The following is an 18,463-nucleotide window of genomic DNA, read 5'->3' on the forward strand; positions in this document are numbered from 1 at the left end:
TCCTACTTGATCGTCTTCAGGTGCGTTTCGAAATCCGCAAAGCTCGGACGCACGTTGGAGGGCAGCGTCTTGCGCGCGAATTCCAGCGCAATCTTCGGGTTGTAGCCACGCAGGCAGGCCAGCAGCGCGGTCTTGACCGCCTCGTACATGCGCCCGTCCTGCTCGGCGCGCGCTTCCATCGCCGCGGCCAGCGGTGCGACGAAGCCATAGGCCAGCAAAATGCCCAGGAAGGTGCCGACCAGGGCGGCGCCGACGTGGTGGCCGATCTCCTCGATCGGCCCGCCGATCGAGCCCATGGTGATCACGATGCCGAGCACGGCCGCCACGATGCCGAAGCCGGGCAGGCCGTCGGACACCTTGCTCAGCGCATGCGAGGGCGCCAGCGCTTCGTGGTGATGTTTTTCCAGCTCCAGCTCGAGCAGCGGCTCCAGCTCGTGCGGCTCGATGTTGCTGCCGATCATCAGGCGCAGGCAGTCGGTGATGAAGTCCAGCAGGTGATGGTCGGCGACCACCTTGGGGTAGTTGCCGAAGATGGTGCTGTCCTGCGGTTTTTCGACGTGATCTTCCAGCGCCATGAAGCCATCGCGGCGCGCCTTGTTGAGCAGCTCGTAGATCAGGCTCAGCGTGTCCTTGTAGTCGTCGGACTTGTACTGCGGGCCCTTGAACACGCCCAGGATGCTGCTGAAGGTCTCCTTGACGATCTTGCCGGGCGTGCTGACCAGAAACGCACCGAACGCCGCGCCACCGATGATCATCAGCTCGTACGGCTGCCAGAGCGCGCCCAGCTTGCCGTGCGACAGCACATAGCCGCCGAGGACACTGACGATGACGACGATGAAGCCGATGATGATGAGCATGGCGCAGCCAAAAGCAAACAGGGTTGCTGTTGTTTCGGCTTGCGCGGCGGATTCTTGAAGCGCACGGCGTGAAGGTGTGCGGTGTAACTGAACGATCGCTGGGGGGATCGCTTCTTCACGCGGCAGGTTGCGGCGCTGTCGTCGCTAGCGCCAGGTGCGCTCAGGCCGTTCCAGCCCTTGATTGAAGGGCTTTGCGGCACGGCTGCCTGCTGCAAGCAATCCCTGCAACGCTCATCGTGACCTAGCCTTGCTCAGGTGAATCGCGCCTGGCTACAGCGGTGGTTCGATGCCTTGTCGGGGTCGCTGTATTGCGTCGGCGATGCGGCAGCGCCTGCCAGTGGGCGCAGGTGTTGCAGGCATACATCCGGCACGGAATCCCTCCGGGCCGGATGCATGCTCAGCTCAGGCCGGTTGCGCTTCGGCGCCTGCGCGCTGCAAGGGGTTGGGCAGGGCCTGGCCGTTTTCGGTAAAGCCCAGCGAGACCGAGTTCAGGCAGTGGCGTTCGCCGGTCGGCGGCGGGCCGTCGGGGAAGACGTGGCCCAGGTGGCTGTCGCAGCGCGCGCAGACGATTTCGGTGCGGATCATGCCGTAGCTGGTGTCGCGGATTTCGCGCACATGGGCGGTGTCGTACGGGGCAAAGAAGCTCGGCCAGCCGGTGCCGGATTCGAACTTGGCGCTGGAGCGGAACAACGGCAACCCGCACAGGCGGCAGGTGTAGACGCCATCGAGCTTGTTGTCCAGGAACACCCCGCAGAACGGCGCTTCGGTGCCATGGTGCAGCAGCACGCGCTGTTCCTCGTCGCTGAGCCCGGCGATCAGGGCGTCGCGTTGGGCGGGGGAGGGAGGGGTCAGATCGAACTGGCTCATGGGGTTCTCGCATGCGCGCGCTGGCAGGGTGCCGCGCCTGCACCCGTGATGTGGGCGCTGTCGGCGTGGTTCAAGCGTGCCGGGACCAAGCGCCGCTGGCGCAGGCCGGGGCGCGGAGTGGGAGTTGGGGTGAGGTTACGGCGGCGAAGCCACGACGCAGTACTGATTGCCAGGCTTCACGCACCCCCATCCGGCACTGCGCGCCAGCTTGTCCCGATGGGAGCGGGAAGTGCCTTTCGCGCGGCGCTCATCTCGCGAACGCGTTCAGGCCATAGCCGGCCCGATGCATTGCCGCAGCACGCCGGCGCCCCCATCCAGTAAGTACTCCTCGATCAAGCACGGTGTCCGTCATGGCGATCCTTTCTTCAACGCGCGGCCTGCTGCTGTGCGGCCTGCTGGCTGCCGCCGGCGCTGCGGCGGCGCAATCGGCCACCAGCACACGCTCGTCCAATACGCTGCAGCCGATCACCAACCCGACGCCCGCCCAGCCCACGCTGACCACGCCGCGCGCAGTGCAGCCTGCGCCGGCCACGGCTCCGGTGCCATCGCAGCTTGGCCAGCGCCCGTCCGCGCCCACCATCCCGACCCATGGCCCGGCCCAGACGCCGGTGGCGCCGGCCGGCAGCCAGGTTGCGCCGGCCAGCGCGCCGATGGTCTACGACCGCAATGGCCGCTTGCTGCACGGCATGCAGCCGGCCGGCGCCAACCGGGTACTGGATACCAAGACCGGGCGCTATTACGACGCGGTCCCGGCCGGCGACGGCATGCGCGTGGTGCGCTGACCCGCGCCATTACCAATCCCCACTCCCGAATCCCAAATCTCAGCCCTCGATCGGCAACGCCAGGGTCTCCTTGACCTCTTCCATCACGATGTAGCTCTTGGACTCGCGCACATGCGGCATGGTCAGCAAGGTGCTGCCGAGCAGCTTGCGGTAGGAGGCCATCTCGCTGATGCGCGCCTTGAGCAGGTAGTCGAAATCGCCCGAGACCAGATGGCATTCCAGCACGTTGGGCAGCTTGAGCGCGGCGCGCCGGAACTCCTCGAAGATGTCGCCGGACTTGTAGGCCAGACTGATTTCCACGAATACCAGCAGGCTGGCCTTGAGATAATGCGGGTCCAGCCGCGCGTAGTAGCCGGTGATGGCGCCATCGCGCTCCAGCCGGCGCACGCGCTCGGTGCAGGGCGTGGTCGACAGGCCCACCCGCTCGCCCAGTTCGGTAAACGAAATCCGCCCCTCCTGCTGCAGGATGCGCAGGATCTTGCGGTCGATCTTGTCCAGCTCGCGGGTGCGGGTCGTCATCGGGTCTGTCTCTGCAGGGTTTGACAGGAGGATTCACTGCCAAGGCGGGCCGATTCCAGAAATGGCACTGCCTGGCTCGCAATATACTGCGTCTAACTGTCCCCCTCGGCGCCTGGTTGTGGGGGAATACCCTTTCCAGGAGAACGACATGCGGGTGCTCATTCTCGGTAGCGGCGTTATCGGCACCACCACGGCCTGGTATCTGGCGCAGGCCGGTTGCGAGGTCACCGTGGTCGACCGCCAGCCGGCGGCGGCGCTGGAAACCAGCTACGCCAATGCCGGCCAGCTGTCGTTCGGCTACACCTCGCCGTGGGCCGCGCCCGGTGTGCCCGGCAAGGCGGTGAAGTGGTTGTTCGAGCAGCATGCACCGCTGTCGATCCGGCCCACGCGCGACCTGCGTCAGCTGGCCTGGCTCAGTCAGATGCTGCGCAACTGCACTGCCGAGCGCTATGCGGTGAACAAGGCGCGCATGGTGCGTATGTCCGACTACAGCCGCGATTGCCTGAACGCATTGCGTGCCAGCACCGGCATCGAGTTCGAAGGCCGCCAGCTCGGTACCACCCAGCTGTTTCGCACCCAGCAGCAGCTGGATGCGGCCGCGCAGGACATCGAGGTGCTGGCCCAGTACGGCGTGCCCTACGAGCTGCTGACCCCGGCGCAGATCGCGCAGTTCGAACCGGGCCTGGCCGGCGGTGGCGCGCAGATGGCCGGCGCCTTGCGCCTGCCCGAGGACCAGACCGGCGACTGCCGGCTGTTCACCCAGCGCCTGGCCGAACTGGCCGCGCAGGCGGGGGTGGAGTTCCGCTACGGGCAGCAGATCGAGCATCTGCAGCACGCAGGCGGGCGCGTCACCGGCGTGCAGATCGATGGCCGCATCGAGACCGCCGACCGCTACGTGCTGGCGCTGGGCAGCTATTCGGCCGACCTGCTGCTCTCGCTCGGCCTGCACCTGCCGGTGTATCCGCTCAAGGGCTATTCGCTGACCATCCCGATCGTGGATGCCGCGCGCGCGCCGACCTCCACGGTGCTGGACGAGAGCTACAAGATCGCGCTGACCCGCTTCGACGACCGTATCCGCGTCGGCGGCATGGCCGAGGTGGCCGGCTTCGACCTGTCGTTGAATCCGCGCCGCCGCGCCACGCTGGAGATGGTGGTCAACGACCTGTTCCCCGGCGCCGGCGATCTGGCCCAGGCCGAGTTCTGGACCGGCCTGCGCCCGGCCACGCCGGACGGCACGCCGGTGGTCGGTGCCACGCCGTATGCCAACCTGTTCCTCAATACCGGCCACGGCACCCTGGGCTGGACCATGGCCTGCGGCTCGGGCCGCTATCTGGCCGACCTGATGCAGGGCCGTACGCCCGATATCGATAGCGAAGGCCTGGACATCTTCCGTTACCTGTCGCCACGCAGCGCCCGCGCGCAGCAGGAGGCCGCGTAGTGCGTCCTGCGCAAGCGTTGATCGACCTGGACGCATTGCGTCACAACTACCGCCTGGCCAAGCGCCTGGGCGGCAGCAAGGCCCTGGCGGTGGTCAAGGCCGATGCCTACGGCCACGGCGCGGTGCGCTGCGCGCAGGCGCTGGACGGCGAGGCCGACGGCTTTGCGGTGGCCTGCATCGAAGAAGCGCTGGAGCTGCGTCAGGCCGGCATCCGCGCACCGATCCTGCTGCTGGAAGGGTTCTTCGAACACGACGAACTGCGCCTGATTGCCGAGCATGATCTGTGGACGGTGGTGGCCACGCCGCAGCAGGTGCGCGCGCTGGCCGAGTTCCAGAGCCCGCGTCCGTTGCGGGTATGGCTGAAGCTGGACAGCGGCATGCACCGGCTGGGCCTGTCACCGGAAGACTTTCGTGCGGCGTGGTTGCGGCTGCGCGGGCTGCCGCAGATCGCCTCGCTGGTGCTGATGACCCACCTGGCGCGCGCCGACGAGCTGGAGTGCAGCCGCACCGACGAGCAGGCGGTGGCGTTCGCACTCACCGCAGGCGGCATGCGGGCCGAGACCAGCCTGCGCAATTCGCCCGGCCTGCTCGGCTGGCCGGCGCTGCGCAACGATTGGTCGCGTCCGGGGCTGATGCTGTACGGCGCAAACCCGTTCCCGCAGGACACCGACACCACCGCGCAACTGCGCCCGGTGATGACGCTGCGCTCGCGCATCATCTCCGTGCGCGAGCTGCCGGCGGGCGAGCCGGTGGGGTACGGCGCCCGTTTCGTCGCCGAGCGGCCCACCCGCGTCGGCGTGGTGGCAGCCGGCTATGCCGATGGCTATCCGCAGTTCGCCCCCAACGGCACCCCGGTGCTGGTGGATGGACAGGTCTGCCCGCTGATCGGGCGTGTGTCGATGGACATGCTGACCGTGGATCTCACCGAGCACCCGCAGGCCGACATCGGTGCGTCAGTGCAGCTGTGGGGAGATGCGCCGCGCGTCAGTCCGCTGGCAACGCAGTGCAATGTCAGCGCATATCAACTGCTGTGTGGACTCAAGCGCGTGCCGCGGACGTATGTGGGTGAGGCGGCAGTGGGCGAGGGAGTCACGCGGTGAGGTGTCCCTTCTCCCATCGGGAGAAGGTGCCCCGAAGGGGCGGATAAGGGGACGTGCGAAGCCACATGCACTTGGAACAACGCGTGGGCTTCGCTCCGTGCCCTCACCCCAACCCCTCTGCCGACGGGAGAGGCTTGAAGCGGCTGCTTACAGCCCGGCGGTACTCCGGTCGCCGCGGAACTGCTTGCGCACCCAGTCGTCGATCATCGCTTTTTCGAAGCGCAGCGGATCGCTGTCGGTCAGGCGCGGACCGCTCATCAGAAACGCCGAATCCACCAGCTTGCGTTCGCCCTGGTCGATCACCTGGCCATCGGCGCCGGTCAGCGTGTAGTTGAAGCTCAGGCGCGGCGGGTAGATGTCCTTGACGATGCGCACGTCCTGCATGCGCGGCCCGTGCCAGGGCTCGTACTGGCCGGCGCGGCGGATGTCGGTGATGGTCACGCTCAGGCGCTGGCCGTCGGGCAGCTTGCGCGCGGCGCTCTGCTGGAAATAGGTCGCCAGCTGGGTCACCCAGTCGCCACGCTGCGCTTCCCAGCGGTTGCCGCTGAAGCGCACTTCGGAAAACTGCGCCGGGTCGGTCCAGCGCACATCGACCTTGCCATCGCCGGTCAGCGCGCGTGGCGCCTGCGGGTCGGTGACGTTGCGTACACGTGCCTGCGCGCCGGTTGCCGCGAGCAGTCCTGCCAGCAACAGGCTGGCGCCGCAAAGGCTGGAACGTTTCATGGAAAGTCTCCAAGCGGAAGGTACGTGGACGTACCGGGCGTCCTTGCAGTGTGGGGGCGCGTCTGCCCGCCGGCAACGCTTGCCGCGCAAGGGCTGGCCGGCCATTGCCACGCGGTTAATCCGCAGCGCTGGCGCCATGACGGCGGGTTCACCGCGCCTGCGCCTGCGCTTCACGGCGCAGCCCGGAAGATCGCCAGCATGGACACCCACTCTTTCCGCACAAAGTCAGCCTCTTCGGCGCCGGCACACCTGCCGTCGGACGTGCGCCTGCAGTTCATCGACTGGGCGAAACAACACGGCCACAACCCCGCCACCGGGGCCGCCGCCTTCGTCGCCCTGCAAAGCGATGTGGATCTGGACCTGGCGACCCGCGCGCTGCGGATGGAACCGGGAGCCTCGCCGCGCGATGCCTTGCGCGAACACCTGGCCGCGCTGGCGCGCCAGGGCGATGTGGCGGTGCAGTTCCCGCCGGTCTACGCCTACACCGCCGCCAACGGGCTTGAGTACCGCTACTCGCTGATGCTGGTGATCGCCGAGGATTGCGTCGAGTGGACCGGGCGGGTCTGGCAGGACCTGGATTACCAGGGAATGCTCACCGGCCGGGGTCAGGGCCCGCGCGCCAACTACACCCAACTGGCGCGGATGGCGCTGGAACACGAGCTTGATCAGGAGCGCCCCCGTTATGTCCAGGCATGAACTCGAATTGCAGTTGCCGCTGGGCGCACAGGTCGCCACCGGCGAGGATGGTTTCAGCGAGCGCTGCCGCAGCGAATGCGCCAAACTCGGCCTGTCGCGGGTGCGGCTGCTGTTGCTGGACGCCGAGTACGCGCGTTCCACCGCCTGGCGCGAAGAAGCGCAGCGCTGGATGGACGAGCAGTTGCGCCGCGAAGGCGAGTGGGTGTTTCGCGGCGTGATCGCCGGGATCGTGGTGCTGGCGGCATGCATCGCGCTGTGCGCGGCGCTGCTGTGGTGATCGACCGGGGGCCGATGGCACGCGCGTGAACAAGATCGCTCGGTCGTGCACCCGCTGACGACACCGGGCGTGGTTTCATCTGCCCGTCATCCGCCGTGGCATCACCCCTGGATCCCGATTTGAGCACCTCGACCACCAGCCCCGATCTGGCCACCAGCCACCCGGCAGCCCTCGCCGAGCCCTTCCTCGACCCGGGGATGTACCACGAGATCTTCCACAATCTGGACGCGGGGTTCTGCGTCATCGATATGGTGTTCGATGGCGACAAGGCCGTCGATTACGTGATCCGGATGACCAATGGCGCGTTCGAGCGCTACACCGGCCTGTCCAATGTATTGAATGTCTCCATTCGCGGCATGCTGGTCGATCACGAACAGGAATGGTTCGACCGCTACGGCCATGTCGCCCGCACCGGCAACCGCATCCATTTCGAAATGCAGGCCAAGGCATTGCGCCGCTGGTACTCGGTGGATGCGTTCCGGGTCGGGCAGCCGGAGCAGGCGCGGGTGGCGGTGTTGTTCATGGACATCACCGAGCGCAAGCGGGTGGAGCGTGAGCTGGCCGAGAGCGAGGCACGTTTCAGCGCCCTGGCCGACGGCCTGCCGATGCCGGTCTGGGTACTGGACGCGCAAGGCGTGGTGCGCTTCGTCAACAGTGCCTATGGCGAATTTTTCGGCATCGACATTTCCAGCGGCACGGTGTCGGCCTGGAGCGAGTTGCTGCATCCGGACGACCTGTCGATCTTCCAGTTCGAACTGGCCACCGCATTGGAAGAACAGCGCGGCCTGCATGCACTGGTGCGCGCGCGCCGCCACGACGGGCAGTGGCGCTGGATCGAAATGACCGCCACGCCGCGCTATTCGGCCGACGGGCGCTTCATCGGCCTGGCCGGCAGCAGCCCGGACGTGACCGAACAACGCGAGATCGAACTGGCGCGCGAACAACTGCTCGAATCCGAGCGCAGCGCACGCAACGAAGCCGAGAGCATGGCGCGGCTGAAGGACGAGTTCCTGGCCACCTTGTCGCACGAATTGCGCACGCCGCTGACCACCATCCTGGGCTGGAGCGAGCTGCTGCTGCAGCGGGTCGAGGAAGGTCATCCCAATTACAAGGGCCTGTCGGTGATCGCCAGCAGTGCCCGTGCGCAGAAACGCCTGATCTCGGACATGCTCGACCTCAGCAGCATGTTGCTGGGCAAGGTGCAGTTGGAGGTCGAGTCGCTGGATCTGGTCGAACAGGTGCGCGAGGCCCTGAACACCCAAGAGCTGGCTGCCGAAGGCAAGGACCAGGTGCTGGAGGTGCATGCTCCGTCCACGCCGTGCCTGGTGCTGGGCGATGCCACGCGGCTGCAGCAGGTGCTGTGGAATCTGCTGTCCAATGCGATCAAGTTCACCCCGGCACATGGCCGTATCGATGTCACCATCGAACGCGACGACGGCCACCTGCTGGTCGCGATACGCGATTCGGGCGACGGCATCGCAGCGGAGTTCCTGCCCCATCTGTTCGGCCGCTTCCGTCAGGCCGACGGCACCACCACGCGCCAGCATGGTGGGCTGGGCCTGGGCCTGGCGATCGTGCAGCAGCTGGTGGAAATGCATGGCGGCCAGGTCAGCGCCACCAGCGGCGGTCGCGGCAAGGGCGCCACCTTCACGGTGCGCCTGCCGGAGCATATTCCCGATCAGGCCAGGCGTCCGCGGCGCGAACTGCGCCGGCGCTTGATGTCCGAACAGATCATCGAAGCGCGCGCGCTCAATGGCTTGCGCCTGCTGGCGGTGGAAGACCAGCCGGACATGCTCGATTACCTGCGCCGCCTGCTGGAAGAGCAGGGCGCCGAAGTGGTCACCGCCGGCAGCGCCACCGATGCGCTGGCATTGATCGATCACCGCGGCCATGCACGCTTCGACCTGATGCTGACCGACATCGGCATGCCGGGCATGGACGGCTACGGGCTGATCCGCACCGTGCGCGAGAACATGGGGCTGGACGCGGCGGCACTGCCGGCCGTGGCAGTGACCGCGCTGGCACGCGACGACGATCGCAAGCGCGCGCTGGACTCCGGCTTCCAGGAGCATCTGGCCAAGCCCTACAGCGTCGCCCAACTGGTCACCGCGGTGCGTGCCGCGCGCGAATCGGTGGAGTGAGACGGCAGGCGGCGCCGATGTCGCGCCGCCGCTCCGGCTGACAAGCACGGGTGAAAGAGGCTGTTTACTGCCTCTTTCACGGCCGATGGCCTAGCGTGGTGCATTCCCTCGATGGAGATGACGCCATGTCCAGATACGCCCCGCATGTCTATTCGGAACAAGTACAGATCGCCACGCTCGAACACTGGGTGTCGCTGCTCGGTGGCCAGGAGCGCGTGCGCGTCGAGCTCGACGACGGCAGCATGATCAGCGGCACCGTCGCCGTGCGCCCGAGCATCCAGACCTATCTGGACGACCAGCAGCGCGAAGGCCTCAACGGCCAGCTGCGCATCGACCAGCTGGATGCCGCGCAGGAGCCGCACTGGATCTGGATGGACCGCATCGTGGCAGTGCACCCCTTGCCGCTGGGCAGCGATCCGCAAGCCGCTTCCTGAGTCACGCATTGACGATGTGTTTACTTCTCGTCGTGGCGTTGACGGCATGATGGCCGATTGTCGTAACTGTTCAGGATCGATCGCGCAATGAATGCTCCCGCGTTGAAGCTCGCCCGCTGGCCGCTGTCGTTACTGACCGTCGCCCTCCTCGCCGCCTGCGGCGATACCGCCACGCTTGCCATCGAACAAGGGACCGGGCCGAACCCGCAATTGCCCGAGCCGGTCAAACGCCTGATCCCCACCGTCAAGGTGGCGCCGGTCAAGCGCTGGACCGAGAACGCCAAGCCGATCGCCGCCGACGACCTGCAGGTTGCCGCGTTTGCGCGCGACCTGGATCACCCGCGCTGGGTCTATGTGCTGCCGAACGGCGACGTGCTCGTGGCCGAAACCGCCGAGCCGCCCAAGCCGGAAGACGCCGAAGGCGGCGGCATCCGCAAGAAGGTGCAGGGCGCGATGATGAGCAAGGCCGGCGCCGTGGTGCCCAGTGCCAACCGCATCACCTTGCTGCGCGATGCCGATGGCGACGGCGTGGCCGAAGTGCGCACCCAGTTCATCAGCGGGCTGTTTTCCCCGTTCGGCATGGCCCTGATCGGCGATCGTTTCTACGTGGCCAATGCCGATGCGCTGGTGAGCTTTCCGTACAAGCCCGGCGAGACGCATATCACCGCCAAGCCGACCTTCGTGGCCAACTTGCCCGGCGGCCTGAATCACCATTGGACCAAGTCGCTGCTGGCCAGCGCCGACGGCAGCAAGCTGTATGTCGGCGTCGGCTCCAACAGCAACGTGGCAGAAAACGGCATGGAGGCCGAACTCAACCGCGCCGCCATCCTGGAGATCGACCCGGCCACCGGCAGCAGCCGCGTGTTCGCCAGCGGCCTGCGCAATCCGGTCGGCACCGCCTGGGAGCCGCAGAGCAAGTCGCTGTGGGTGGTGGTCAACGAGCGCGACGAGATCGGCAGCGATCTGGTGCCGGATTACCTGACCTCGGTGCGCGACGGCGGCTTCTATGGCTGGCCCTACAGCTATTACGGCCAGCATGTGGACGAGCGGGTCAAACCGCAAAACCCCGAGCTGGTGGCCAAGGCGATCAAGCCCGATTATGCGCTGGGCCCGCATACCGCCTCGCTGGGCCTGAGCTTTGCCAGCGGAAGCCTGCTGCCGGAGCGCTTCCGCCAGGGCGCCTTCATCGGCCAGCACGGCTCGTGGAATCGCGACCCACCCAGCGGCTACAAAGTGCTGTTCGTGCCGTTTGTCGATGGCAAGCCCAGCGGCACGCCGATCACGGTGCTGGACGGTTTCCTGGATGCCGAAGGCAATGCGCAGGGGCGCCCGGTGGGCGTGAGCCCGGACAATACCGGGGCGCTGCTGGTGGCCGACGATGTCGGCAATGTGATCTGGCGGGTGACACCCAAGGCGCGCTGATCCAGACAACGCGCTGGCTCAGGCGTTCAAACGAAAAAAACCGGGCCCAGGCCCGGTTTTTTCATGCGTGTGCCGCGGTCGTGCGCGGTATCACGCCAATGCGCCCACGCTCAGCGCGGCGGTTCGGGCGAGGCACTGAAGCGACGCGCATAGCCACGTTCTTCGGTGATCCGGCTGATGTCGTCATCGGCCATTTCCGGAGCGCCATACACCGCGTATGCCACGCTGCCATCGTCGCGCTCGCCGACTTGGTGCAGGCGGTAACGCGGCCGGCCCGCACCGGTGTTTTCGGGGTAGTGCATCGGTGGCGGGGTGTCATCCAGATCCATTTCGCTGTTGTCGACCACTCCACCTACGAACAGGGCTCGCATCGCGTCTCTCCGGTATTGGTGTGATTCCAGCCTAGGCGGGCGGATGTTGCGTGCGCATCAATAGACCGTATAGACATTGGAAGGGCCGCCGTCTGCAGCTCACGCAATCGAATGCCCGCCCAAGCGGGCGCCAGGGGGGGCGGCAGGCAGCGCTCCCTTACAATGGCGGCCTGTTCCCGACCCGATGATCCGATGGCTGGCCCGCACGATGCCCCGCTTCAAGCTCTGTTTTTGCCCTTCGCCCAGGGCGTGCTGCCATGGCCCAGCGGCCCGGTGCTGTTCCTGCGCGCGCGCGACGGGTTCCCGCTGCGCGAGCATGCGGCTGCCGATGCGCTGACCTGCGAGCAGAGCTTTCGCCCCTTCGCCGAGGCGCTGGAGCGCAATGGCTGGAACGTGCGCGAAGAGAGCGAGATCGAGGCCGACAGCACCCGTTACGCCCTGGTGCTGGTGTTGCCGCCGCGGCAACGCGAGGAAGCGCGTGCCCTGTTCGCGCGCGCGGTCGCGCTGGCCGCACCGGGCGGCCGCGTGGTGGCCTGCCAGTCCAACAACGAGGGCGCGCGCTCGGGCGAGGCGGATCTGCGTCAGCTCACCGGCCTGGCCGGCAGCCTGACCAAGCACCATTGCCGCACCTACTGGAGCGCGCCGCTGCCTGCCGACACCGATGCGGCGCTGCAGGCGCGCTGGGCCGCGCTGGATGCGCCGCGCCCCATTCTGGACGGGCGCTTCGTCAGTCGCCCCGGTGTGTTTGCCTGGGACCGCATCGATCCTGCCTCGGCGCTGCTGGTCGAGCATCTGCCGAGCACACTGGCCGGACACGGCGCCGATCTGGGCGCGGGCTTTGGCTATCTGTCGGCCGAGGTGCTGGCGCGCTGCCCCAAGGTCACCGGGCTGGATCTGTACGAGGCCGAGGCGCGCGCGCTGACCCTGGCGCGGCGCAACCTGCAGGCCATCGCGCATCCGGCGCAGCTGCAGTACCACTGGCGCGACGTCACCGCCGGCCTGGGGGCGCAGTACGATTTCATCGTCAGCAACCCGCCGTTCCACACGCCTTCGCGCGCCGATCGTCCGGATATCGGCCAGCGCTTCATCGCCGTGGCCGCGCAGGCGTTGCGCCCGGGTGGGCAGCTGCTGCTGGTCGCCAACCGGCATCTGCCCTACGAGTACGTGCTCAACGAAAGCTTCGGGCAGGTGCGCGTGGCCGCCGAACGCGACGGTTTCAAGCTGATTTCCGCCATCCGTGGCCGCGGAGCGCGCGCATGAAGCTGGTCAAGCACATCGCCAACCTCGGCTACGGCAGCCGCAAGCAGGTGACCCAGTTGTTTCGCCAGGGCGCGGTCACCGACGCCGCCGGCGAGGTGCTGTATGCCGACGACCAGGTGGAGCACGATGCGATCCGCATCGATGGCGAACCGCTGGATCCGCCAGCGGGTTTCAGCCTGTTGCTGCACAAGCCCGGCGGCTACACCTGCTCGACCAAGGACACCGGCCGGCTGATCTACGAACTGCTGCCGCCGCGCTTCCGTTCGCGCGCGCCGGTGCTGGCGCCGGTGGGGCGGCTGGATCGCGAGACCAGCGGCATGTTGCTGATGACCGACGACGGCGCGCTGCTGCACCGGATCATTTCGCCCAAGTCGGCGCTGGACAAGGTCTACGACGTCACCCTGGCCGAGGACCTGCGCGGCGACGAGGCGACGCTGTTTGCCAGCGGCACGCTGTTGCTGGACGGCGAAACCAAGCCGCTGCTGCCGGCCGAACTGGACGTGCTCGGCCCACGCGAGGCACGCCTGACCCTGCACGAAGGCCGCTACCACCAGGTGCGGCGCATGTTCGCCGCCGCCGGCAATCACGTGGTGGCCTTGCACCGCAGCCGCATCGGTGGCTTGGTGCTGGGTGGTCTGCCGTCCGGGCAATGGCGCGCGCTGGAGGCAGGGGATCTTGCGGTGTTGTTCGGCCGCAGCGAGCAGGCCTGAGCCACGCCGCTAGTGCTTGCGCCTGCGGCGCTTCCGGCCTGCGCGGTCTACTGCAGGCCGCGTGCGCGGCAATGCCTCAGACGTACTGCATCTTGCGCGACATGCCGCCATCGACGATGAAGTCCTGCCCGGTCACAAAGCCGGACAGCTGCGGCGACAGCAGATAAACCGCCAATTGCGCGATGTCTTCCGGCGTGCCGACCCGTCCGGCCGGATGCTGGGCATGGTCGCGCCGTGACAACTTGGGTGTGCGCCGGCGCGCCGGTGCGCGCCAGGCGTCGGTGCTGATCCAGCCCGGACTGATGCTGTTGACGCGCACCTGCGGTCCTTCGCTCAGCGCCAAGGCGTGGGTGAAGGCCACCAGCCCGCCCTTGGCGGCGGCATAGGCTTCGCTATGCGGCTCGGATTGCCAGGCGCGGGTGGAGGCGATGTTGACGATCGCACCGCCGCCCTGGGCCTGCGCCAATGCGGGCAAGGCCTGCTTGCTGCACAGGAAGGCGCCATGCAGGCTGGCCAGCCTGCGATTCCACTCCTCCCATTCCAGTTGCGGCAATGGCGGCACATGCGGATCGGCCACGCCGGCGTTGTTGACCAGGCCATCGAGTCGCCCGAAGCGGGTGAGCGCGGTGGCGATCAGGCGTGCTGCCTGGGCCGGGCGCGCGGCATCGCACCGCACGAAGGCACTGCGTCGCGGCAATGCCCACTCCTGCAGGCAGGCCTTGCCGGCATCGGCATCCAGGTCGCCGATCACCACGCTGCCGCCGGCGCCCAGCACCGCCTGGGCAATGCCACGGCCGATGCCTTGGGCGCCGCCGGTGATCACCACCACGCGGTCCTGCAACGGGGAGGGATTCCATGCGGAGACGGCGGGGGTCAGGGGCATCGGGCGCACCAGGGGAGTGAGGTCGCGTGCACTGTAACGCGGGCGCCGTGGTGGCCGTAGCAACGCGATCGCCGCGCGCGAGGCATGCAGATTGGTGGCTTGCCCGCCGTTATCGCGTCATGCCGCGCCGCTGCGCGCCGGCATCGCTGCGCGTTTCAGGCACGCGCAACCGCACGCGATGCGGCGGTCAGTGCTGCGATGCGCTCAACAACCGTTCCCAGCCGTCCTGGCCCAGGCGTTCCAGCGTCTGGATATTGCGTTCGACAATCACGTCCGGGTCCGGAAACGCGGCCACCGCACGCTCCACGCTGTCTTCGCGCAGCAGGTGCAAGGTGGGGTAGGGCGAGCGGTTGGTGAAGTTGGCCACGTCATCCACCGCCGCGCCTGCGAACTGATAGTCCGGATGGAAGCTGGCCACCTGCAACACGCCACCCAGATCCAGCGCTTCCACCGCCGCATCGGCGTTGTCGAGGAAGTCGTTGTAGTCCAGGAAATCGGTGAGCACGTCCGGATGCACGATCAAGGTGGTGTCGATCTGCTCGGCCGGCGTGTCGCGCAGCAACACCAGTTCCTCGGCCAGTTGTTCGAGCAGCGCTTCGGGCGTGCTGGCATCGCTGAGCACCAGCCGTACCTGCTGCTTGACGTAGACCGCCTTGGCGAACGGGCACAGATTCAGGCCGATCACCGCGCGCTCGATCCACTGGCGGGTGGCGGTCAACGGGTCGAGCGTGGCAGGCGTGGTCGTCATCGTGGCGGCGGCGTGATGGTGGGCCAGTGTATGCGATCGCTGCCGGCGCGGCCGCCTGTGCCGGTGCAGCGCAGCGCAAAGCCGGCGCGACCGAACAGGTTGGCGAAACGCAGAAAAAGCTCCAGCAGTTGCTGCGCTGACGCAGCCTAGGTGTCATCCGCATGCGTGTTTGCGCCGACATGCGCACGCAGGAACGCACTCGATGCCTGCGCAACTTTATCGGCGTGCGGGGTCTTGTGCGGCGAGCCGATCGCATGCGCGCCGGTGTCGAAGGCCATCGCGCAGGTGTGCTCCGGCGCGCTGCCGAGCGCAGCGAACATCGCCAGCATCGCCGGCACCGAGGCGGTGGGATCCTCCTCGCCGTTGGCAGCGCGGTAATAGCCCAGAAACACCGGGCATTGCACGCGTGGCCACGGTGGATCGGCGGCAACCGCGTCGAACAGGCTGCGCAGCGCGCGGAATCCATCCGGGTGGATGGTGCCGGACCAGAACGCCAGCGACGCGGCGGTGCGCGGGCGCGGGTCGGTCAAGGGCGTTTGCGCGGCGCAGACCTGATCCAGCAGCGCCGGGTCGGCCGGCCGGATGCCCGGTGACCAGGCGACCACCGCAGCCACCGCGTCGGGGCGCTGCGCCGCAAGCCACAAGCCCAGCGTGGCACCCATGGACGAGCCGACGATCGCCACGCGTGTGCCCATGCGCTGTGCCTGCGCCAGTGCATCCAGGGCCGAGGCCTGTAACGCTGCCGGCGTCAGCCCCTGCATCGCATCGGCGGCGCTGCGGCCATGCCCGGGCCAACGGTGCACGTACAGGTTGGCAGCCAGCGCATCGGCGATCTGCTCGGGCAGTTCGCCGGCTTCTCCCGGGCTGGCGGCGAACCCATGCAGGTACAGCAGCGCCAGCGGCGTGCGTGCGCGCGCGGCGGTGTGCCAGTGCCGGCGTGCCGCGTTGCCCGGTTTCAGGTCAGCCGGTTGCATGGGTGGCATGCGCGGCGAGGATGGCGAGCAATTGGTGCGCGTTGATCGGTTTGGACAGATAGCCGGCCACGCCGGCCGCGGTGGCCTCGCGCATCGAATCGGTGCGGGTGTCGGCGGTCAGCACGATGATCGGCGGCAGCGCGGCGATCGCCGCGCGCGCCTCACCCAGCGCGTCCCAGCCCGAGGTGCCGGGCATGTGCAGGTCGAGGAACACCAGGTCCGGCGCTGCCTCGCGGATGCGCTGCACCGCGTTGCTGCCATCGCTGTGAAAGCTCACCCGGTGCCCGGCGCGGGTGAGCAGATTGCCGATCACCAGCCGATTGGTGTCCATGTCCTCGAACACCAGGCAGTGCAGCGGCGGCACCGTCTCGGCATGCTGTTGCAGGGCCTCGCGCAGCGCCGGCGGGCGGCAGCCTTGCGCTGAGGCGGCGGCCAGTGCGAAGGTCCAGCGAAATACGCTGCCGCCGCCGGGGTTATCGCGCACGCTCAGGCTGCCGCCCATCGCCTCGGACACCGACAGCGCAATGAACAGGCCCAGCCCGACCCCGCCCTCGGCACGGCTGAAACCGGTGCTGAGCTGGCTGAAGGGCGTGAAGATATAGGCCTTCTGGGCGTCGGGGATGCCGATGCCGGTATCGGTCACGGTCACCGCGATCGCCCAGCGCTGCTGCACCTGCGTGGCGGCGATCAGCACGTCGACCGCGCCACCGGCCGGGGTGAACTTGATCGCATTGATGACCAGGTTGGTGATGACCTGTTCGATACGCCCTTCGTCGCCGATGAGGTCAGGCGTCTGCGCCACATCGCTGCGCAGCGCCAGCGCCACGCCCTTGGTCGACGCTGCACTCGCGCACACCGCTTTGACCGTGGCCAGCACGTCGAGCAGGCTCAGCGGCTTGCTGTGCAGCTGCAGCCGGCCACCGTCGATGCTGGCCACGTCGATCACCTCGTTCACCCGATGCCGCAGCGCGATCGCATTGACCGTCACCGCCTGCATCAGTTCGCGCTGTTGCGCCGACAAGGTGTCGCTGTCGATCAGCTGCGCGCAGTTGATGACCGCGTTCAACGGCGTGCGCAGTTCGTGGTTCATGGTGCTGATGAAGCGGCTCTGCGCATCGCGCGCGGCCAGCGCCTGCAGGGCGATCTCCTGCATTGCGCTGACGATGCGCGCCACCAGCAGCGGCAGCACCACGCTCAGCGCCACTGCATACACAAAGTAGGCCGGCCGCGACAGCCAGTAGCCGGCCGGCGCGGTCAGCAGCATCAGCACGAAGGTGCTGAGCAGCACCGGCAGCGTTGCCTTCTGCCCATAGCGCGCCACCGCGGCGATGGTGATGAAGGGCAGGAAGGCGTTCAGCGACATCAGCAGGATGAAGGCCAGATAGGTCTGGATGCCGATGAACAGCAGGTTCATCGCAAACCCGATCGCGTCCAGCCACTCGCCCGGCGGAATGATCCTGCGTCGCACCAGCACCATCCAGATCACCGCCACCATCCACAGCGTCGCCGCGGTGGGGAAGACCGCCTGTGCATCCCTGACCAGCACCGGCTGCGGCCCGTACAGCCAGCCGAAGCACCACAGCGCCACGATGGTCTGCACGATCACCCTGCCGACGCAGGCGCGATATTCCAGGAACGATTCGAACAGCCGCACCAGCCTGTCGTTGCGCAGCTGCCGGGCGGCCAGAATCAGGCCGGGCGCTGCACGGTTGGATCCACTACGCATCGGGGGCGGTGTCGTCGTTGGGGAGGGTGCGCCGGTAATTCTCGACCAGCAGGCCGGCCGCGGTCGCAATCGCGGTGTAGCGCTGCGCAAGCGCGGACCCCGGTTCGCCGCCGTCGACATCGCCGCGCAACCGGTCGCAGGCGTTCAGCAGTTCGCCAGAGCCGGTCAGCGAGAGCGTGTTCTTGAGCGAATGGATCTGCTCCAGTGCCTGCGCCTGGGTGGTGCTGGGCTGGCCGAGCGTGCAGCTGGCGATGGCGCGCTGCACTTCCACCGCAAACGCATCGGCAAACGCCGCGGCCGCCAGCGGGTCCAGCCCGGCCAACGTGTGCAGCGTCGAGCCGGCTTCGATGCGTGGCTGTGCGTGCGTCACGGCGCACGCCGTCCCGGCAGCGAGCGGCGCCGGGCCCACTGTGGCCGGGTGCGCGCGTTGCAACAGGCTGGAGAGCAGGCCGCGCATGCTTGCATCAGATCCGTAACGCGCCGGTGTGCGCGCGGCCGATGCCCAGGCAGCGGACGGTCGCCACACCGCGCTGTG

The 18,463-nt window shown here is 67.8% G+C and carries 20 protein-coding genes; 10 read left to right on the forward strand and 10 right to left on the reverse strand.

Annotation, left to right across the window (positions count from 1 at the left end):
- Nucleotides 1-2: 2 nt before the first annotated feature.
- Together motA and msrB are read right to left on the reverse strand one after the other, a co-directional pair.
- A complete protein-coding gene (motA, locus tag ABQ137_RS15180; protein WP_024940287.1) occupies nt 3-857 on the reverse strand; it encodes a flagellar motor stator protein MotA in 855 nt (284 codons plus the stop codon).
- A gap of 402 nt (nt 858-1,259) precedes the next feature.
- Nucleotides 1,260-1,724 carry a peptide-methionine (R)-S-oxide reductase MsrB gene (gene msrB, locus ABQ137_RS15185; RefSeq protein WP_039525207.1) on the reverse strand — a complete coding sequence of 155 codons (465 nt, stop codon included), beginning with the start codon at nt 1,722-1,724 and terminating at the stop codon, nt 1,260-1,262.
- Between the two features lie 350 nt (nt 1,725-2,074).
- Here msrB and ABQ137_RS15190 point away from each other — a divergent pair, with 350 nt between their 5' ends.
- Nucleotides 2,075-2,506, forward strand: a complete 432-nt coding sequence (locus ABQ137_RS15190; protein WP_349783097.1) for a hypothetical protein — start codon at nt 2,075-2,077, stop codon at nt 2,504-2,506.
- Between the two features lie 39 nt (nt 2,507-2,545).
- Here the strand turns inward: ABQ137_RS15190 and ABQ137_RS15195 are convergent, their stop codons facing one another.
- Nucleotides 2,546-3,025, reverse strand: coding sequence for an Lrp/AsnC ligand binding domain-containing protein (locus tag ABQ137_RS15195; RefSeq protein WP_024940284.1), 480 nt, complete (start codon nt 3,023-3,025; stop codon nt 2,546-2,548).
- 148 nt (nt 3,026-3,173) lie between these two features.
- On the opposite strand from ABQ137_RS15195, the gene ABQ137_RS15200 reads away from it, so the two are divergent.
- Entirely contained in the window at nt 3,174-4,463 is a 1,290-nt protein-coding gene (locus ABQ137_RS15200) for a D-amino acid dehydrogenase (protein ID WP_039525213.1), read from the forward strand.
- Nucleotides 4,463-5,563, forward strand: a complete 1,101-nt coding sequence (gene alr, locus ABQ137_RS15205; protein ID WP_349783100.1) for an alanine racemase — start codon at nt 4,463-4,465, stop codon at nt 5,561-5,563. Before ABQ137_RS15200 ends, alr begins: the two co-directional genes overlap by 1 nt.
- Before the next feature lie 147 nt (nt 5,564-5,710).
- On the opposite strand, the gene ABQ137_RS15210 is transcribed toward alr, so the two are convergent.
- Entirely contained in the window at nt 5,711-6,286 is a 576-nt protein-coding gene (locus tag ABQ137_RS15210) for a DUF3016 domain-containing protein (protein ID WP_024940281.1), read from the reverse strand.
- Between the two features lie 249 nt (nt 6,287-6,535).
- Between ABQ137_RS15210 and ABQ137_RS15215 the strand changes: the two genes are divergently transcribed.
- From ABQ137_RS15215 to ABQ137_RS15235, 5 genes are all read left to right on the forward strand, one after another.
- Entirely contained in the window at nt 6,536-6,982 is a 447-nt protein-coding gene (locus ABQ137_RS15215) for a hypothetical protein (RefSeq protein ID WP_180970435.1), read from the forward strand.
- Complete coding sequence (locus ABQ137_RS15220) at nt 6,969-7,259, forward strand: hypothetical protein (RefSeq protein WP_016903448.1); 291 nt, start codon at nt 6,969-6,971, stop codon at nt 7,257-7,259. The genes ABQ137_RS15215 and ABQ137_RS15220 overlap by 14 nt, the downstream gene beginning before the upstream one ends.
- A gap of 107 nt (nt 7,260-7,366) precedes the next feature.
- Entirely contained in the window at nt 7,367-9,400 is a 2,034-nt protein-coding gene (locus tag ABQ137_RS15225; protein WP_104568920.1) for a hybrid sensor histidine kinase/response regulator, read from the forward strand.
- A gap of 125 nt (nt 9,401-9,525) precedes the next feature.
- Nucleotides 9,526-9,834, forward strand: a complete 309-nt coding sequence (locus ABQ137_RS15230; protein ID WP_104567933.1) for a DUF3247 family protein — start codon at nt 9,526-9,528, stop codon at nt 9,832-9,834.
- 87 nt (nt 9,835-9,921) lie between these two features.
- Nucleotides 9,922-11,256, forward strand: a complete 1,335-nt coding sequence (locus ABQ137_RS15235; RefSeq protein ID WP_184632604.1) for a PQQ-dependent sugar dehydrogenase — start codon at nt 9,922-9,924, stop codon at nt 11,254-11,256.
- A gap of 110 nt (nt 11,257-11,366) precedes the next feature.
- Here ABQ137_RS15235 and ABQ137_RS15240 read toward each other — a convergent pair whose 3' ends face one another.
- Complete coding sequence (locus ABQ137_RS15240) at nt 11,367-11,627, reverse strand: hypothetical protein (RefSeq protein ID WP_087962350.1); 261 nt, start codon at nt 11,625-11,627, stop codon at nt 11,367-11,369.
- A 192-nt stretch (nt 11,628-11,819) separates the two neighbouring features.
- Between ABQ137_RS15240 and ABQ137_RS15245 the strand changes: the two genes are divergently transcribed.
- Nucleotides 11,820-12,887, forward strand: a complete 1,068-nt coding sequence (locus ABQ137_RS15245; RefSeq protein WP_024940274.1) for a class I SAM-dependent methyltransferase — start codon at nt 11,820-11,822, stop codon at nt 12,885-12,887.
- Complete coding sequence (locus tag ABQ137_RS15250) at nt 12,884-13,597, forward strand: pseudouridine synthase (protein ID WP_349783103.1); 714 nt, start codon at nt 12,884-12,886, stop codon at nt 13,595-13,597. The genes ABQ137_RS15245 and ABQ137_RS15250 overlap by 4 nt, the downstream gene beginning before the upstream one ends.
- A gap of 76 nt (nt 13,598-13,673) precedes the next feature.
- On the opposite strand, the gene ABQ137_RS15255 is transcribed toward ABQ137_RS15250, so the two are convergent.
- The 5 genes from ABQ137_RS15255 to ABQ137_RS15275 all read right to left on the reverse strand — a co-directional run bounded on the left by ABQ137_RS15255 (nt 13,674) and on the right by ABQ137_RS15275 (nt 18,385).
- Nucleotides 13,674-14,480, reverse strand: a complete 807-nt coding sequence (locus ABQ137_RS15255; protein WP_349783105.1) for an SDR family oxidoreductase — start codon at nt 14,478-14,480, stop codon at nt 13,674-13,676.
- A 187-nt stretch (nt 14,481-14,667) separates the two neighbouring features.
- Complete coding sequence (locus ABQ137_RS15260) at nt 14,668-15,228, reverse strand: DUF1415 domain-containing protein (protein WP_104608222.1); 561 nt, start codon at nt 15,226-15,228, stop codon at nt 14,668-14,670.
- A gap of 146 nt (nt 15,229-15,374) precedes the next feature.
- Complete coding sequence (locus ABQ137_RS15265; protein WP_166770212.1) at nt 15,375-16,202, reverse strand: alpha/beta hydrolase; 828 nt, start codon at nt 16,200-16,202, stop codon at nt 15,375-15,377.
- Nucleotides 16,189-17,928 (reverse strand): ATP-binding response regulator, encoded by a 1,740-nt coding sequence (locus tag ABQ137_RS15270; RefSeq protein WP_349783107.1) that lies wholly within the window; start codon nt 17,926-17,928, stop codon nt 16,189-16,191. The genes ABQ137_RS15265 and ABQ137_RS15270 overlap by 14 nt, the downstream gene beginning before the upstream one ends.
- Nucleotides 17,921-18,385 carry a hypothetical protein gene (locus tag ABQ137_RS15275; RefSeq protein WP_349783109.1) on the reverse strand — a complete coding sequence of 155 codons (465 nt, stop codon included), beginning with the start codon at nt 18,383-18,385 and terminating at the stop codon, nt 17,921-17,923. The genes ABQ137_RS15270 and ABQ137_RS15275 overlap by 8 nt, the downstream gene beginning before the upstream one ends.
- Nucleotides 18,386-18,463: the final 78 nt, after the last annotated feature.

It is taken from the genome of Xanthomonas sp. WHRI 8393 (genome assembly GCF_040203315.1).
In the GTDB taxonomy this organism is placed as follows: Bacteria; Pseudomonadota; Gammaproteobacteria; order Xanthomonadales; family Xanthomonadaceae; genus Xanthomonas; species Xanthomonas arboricola.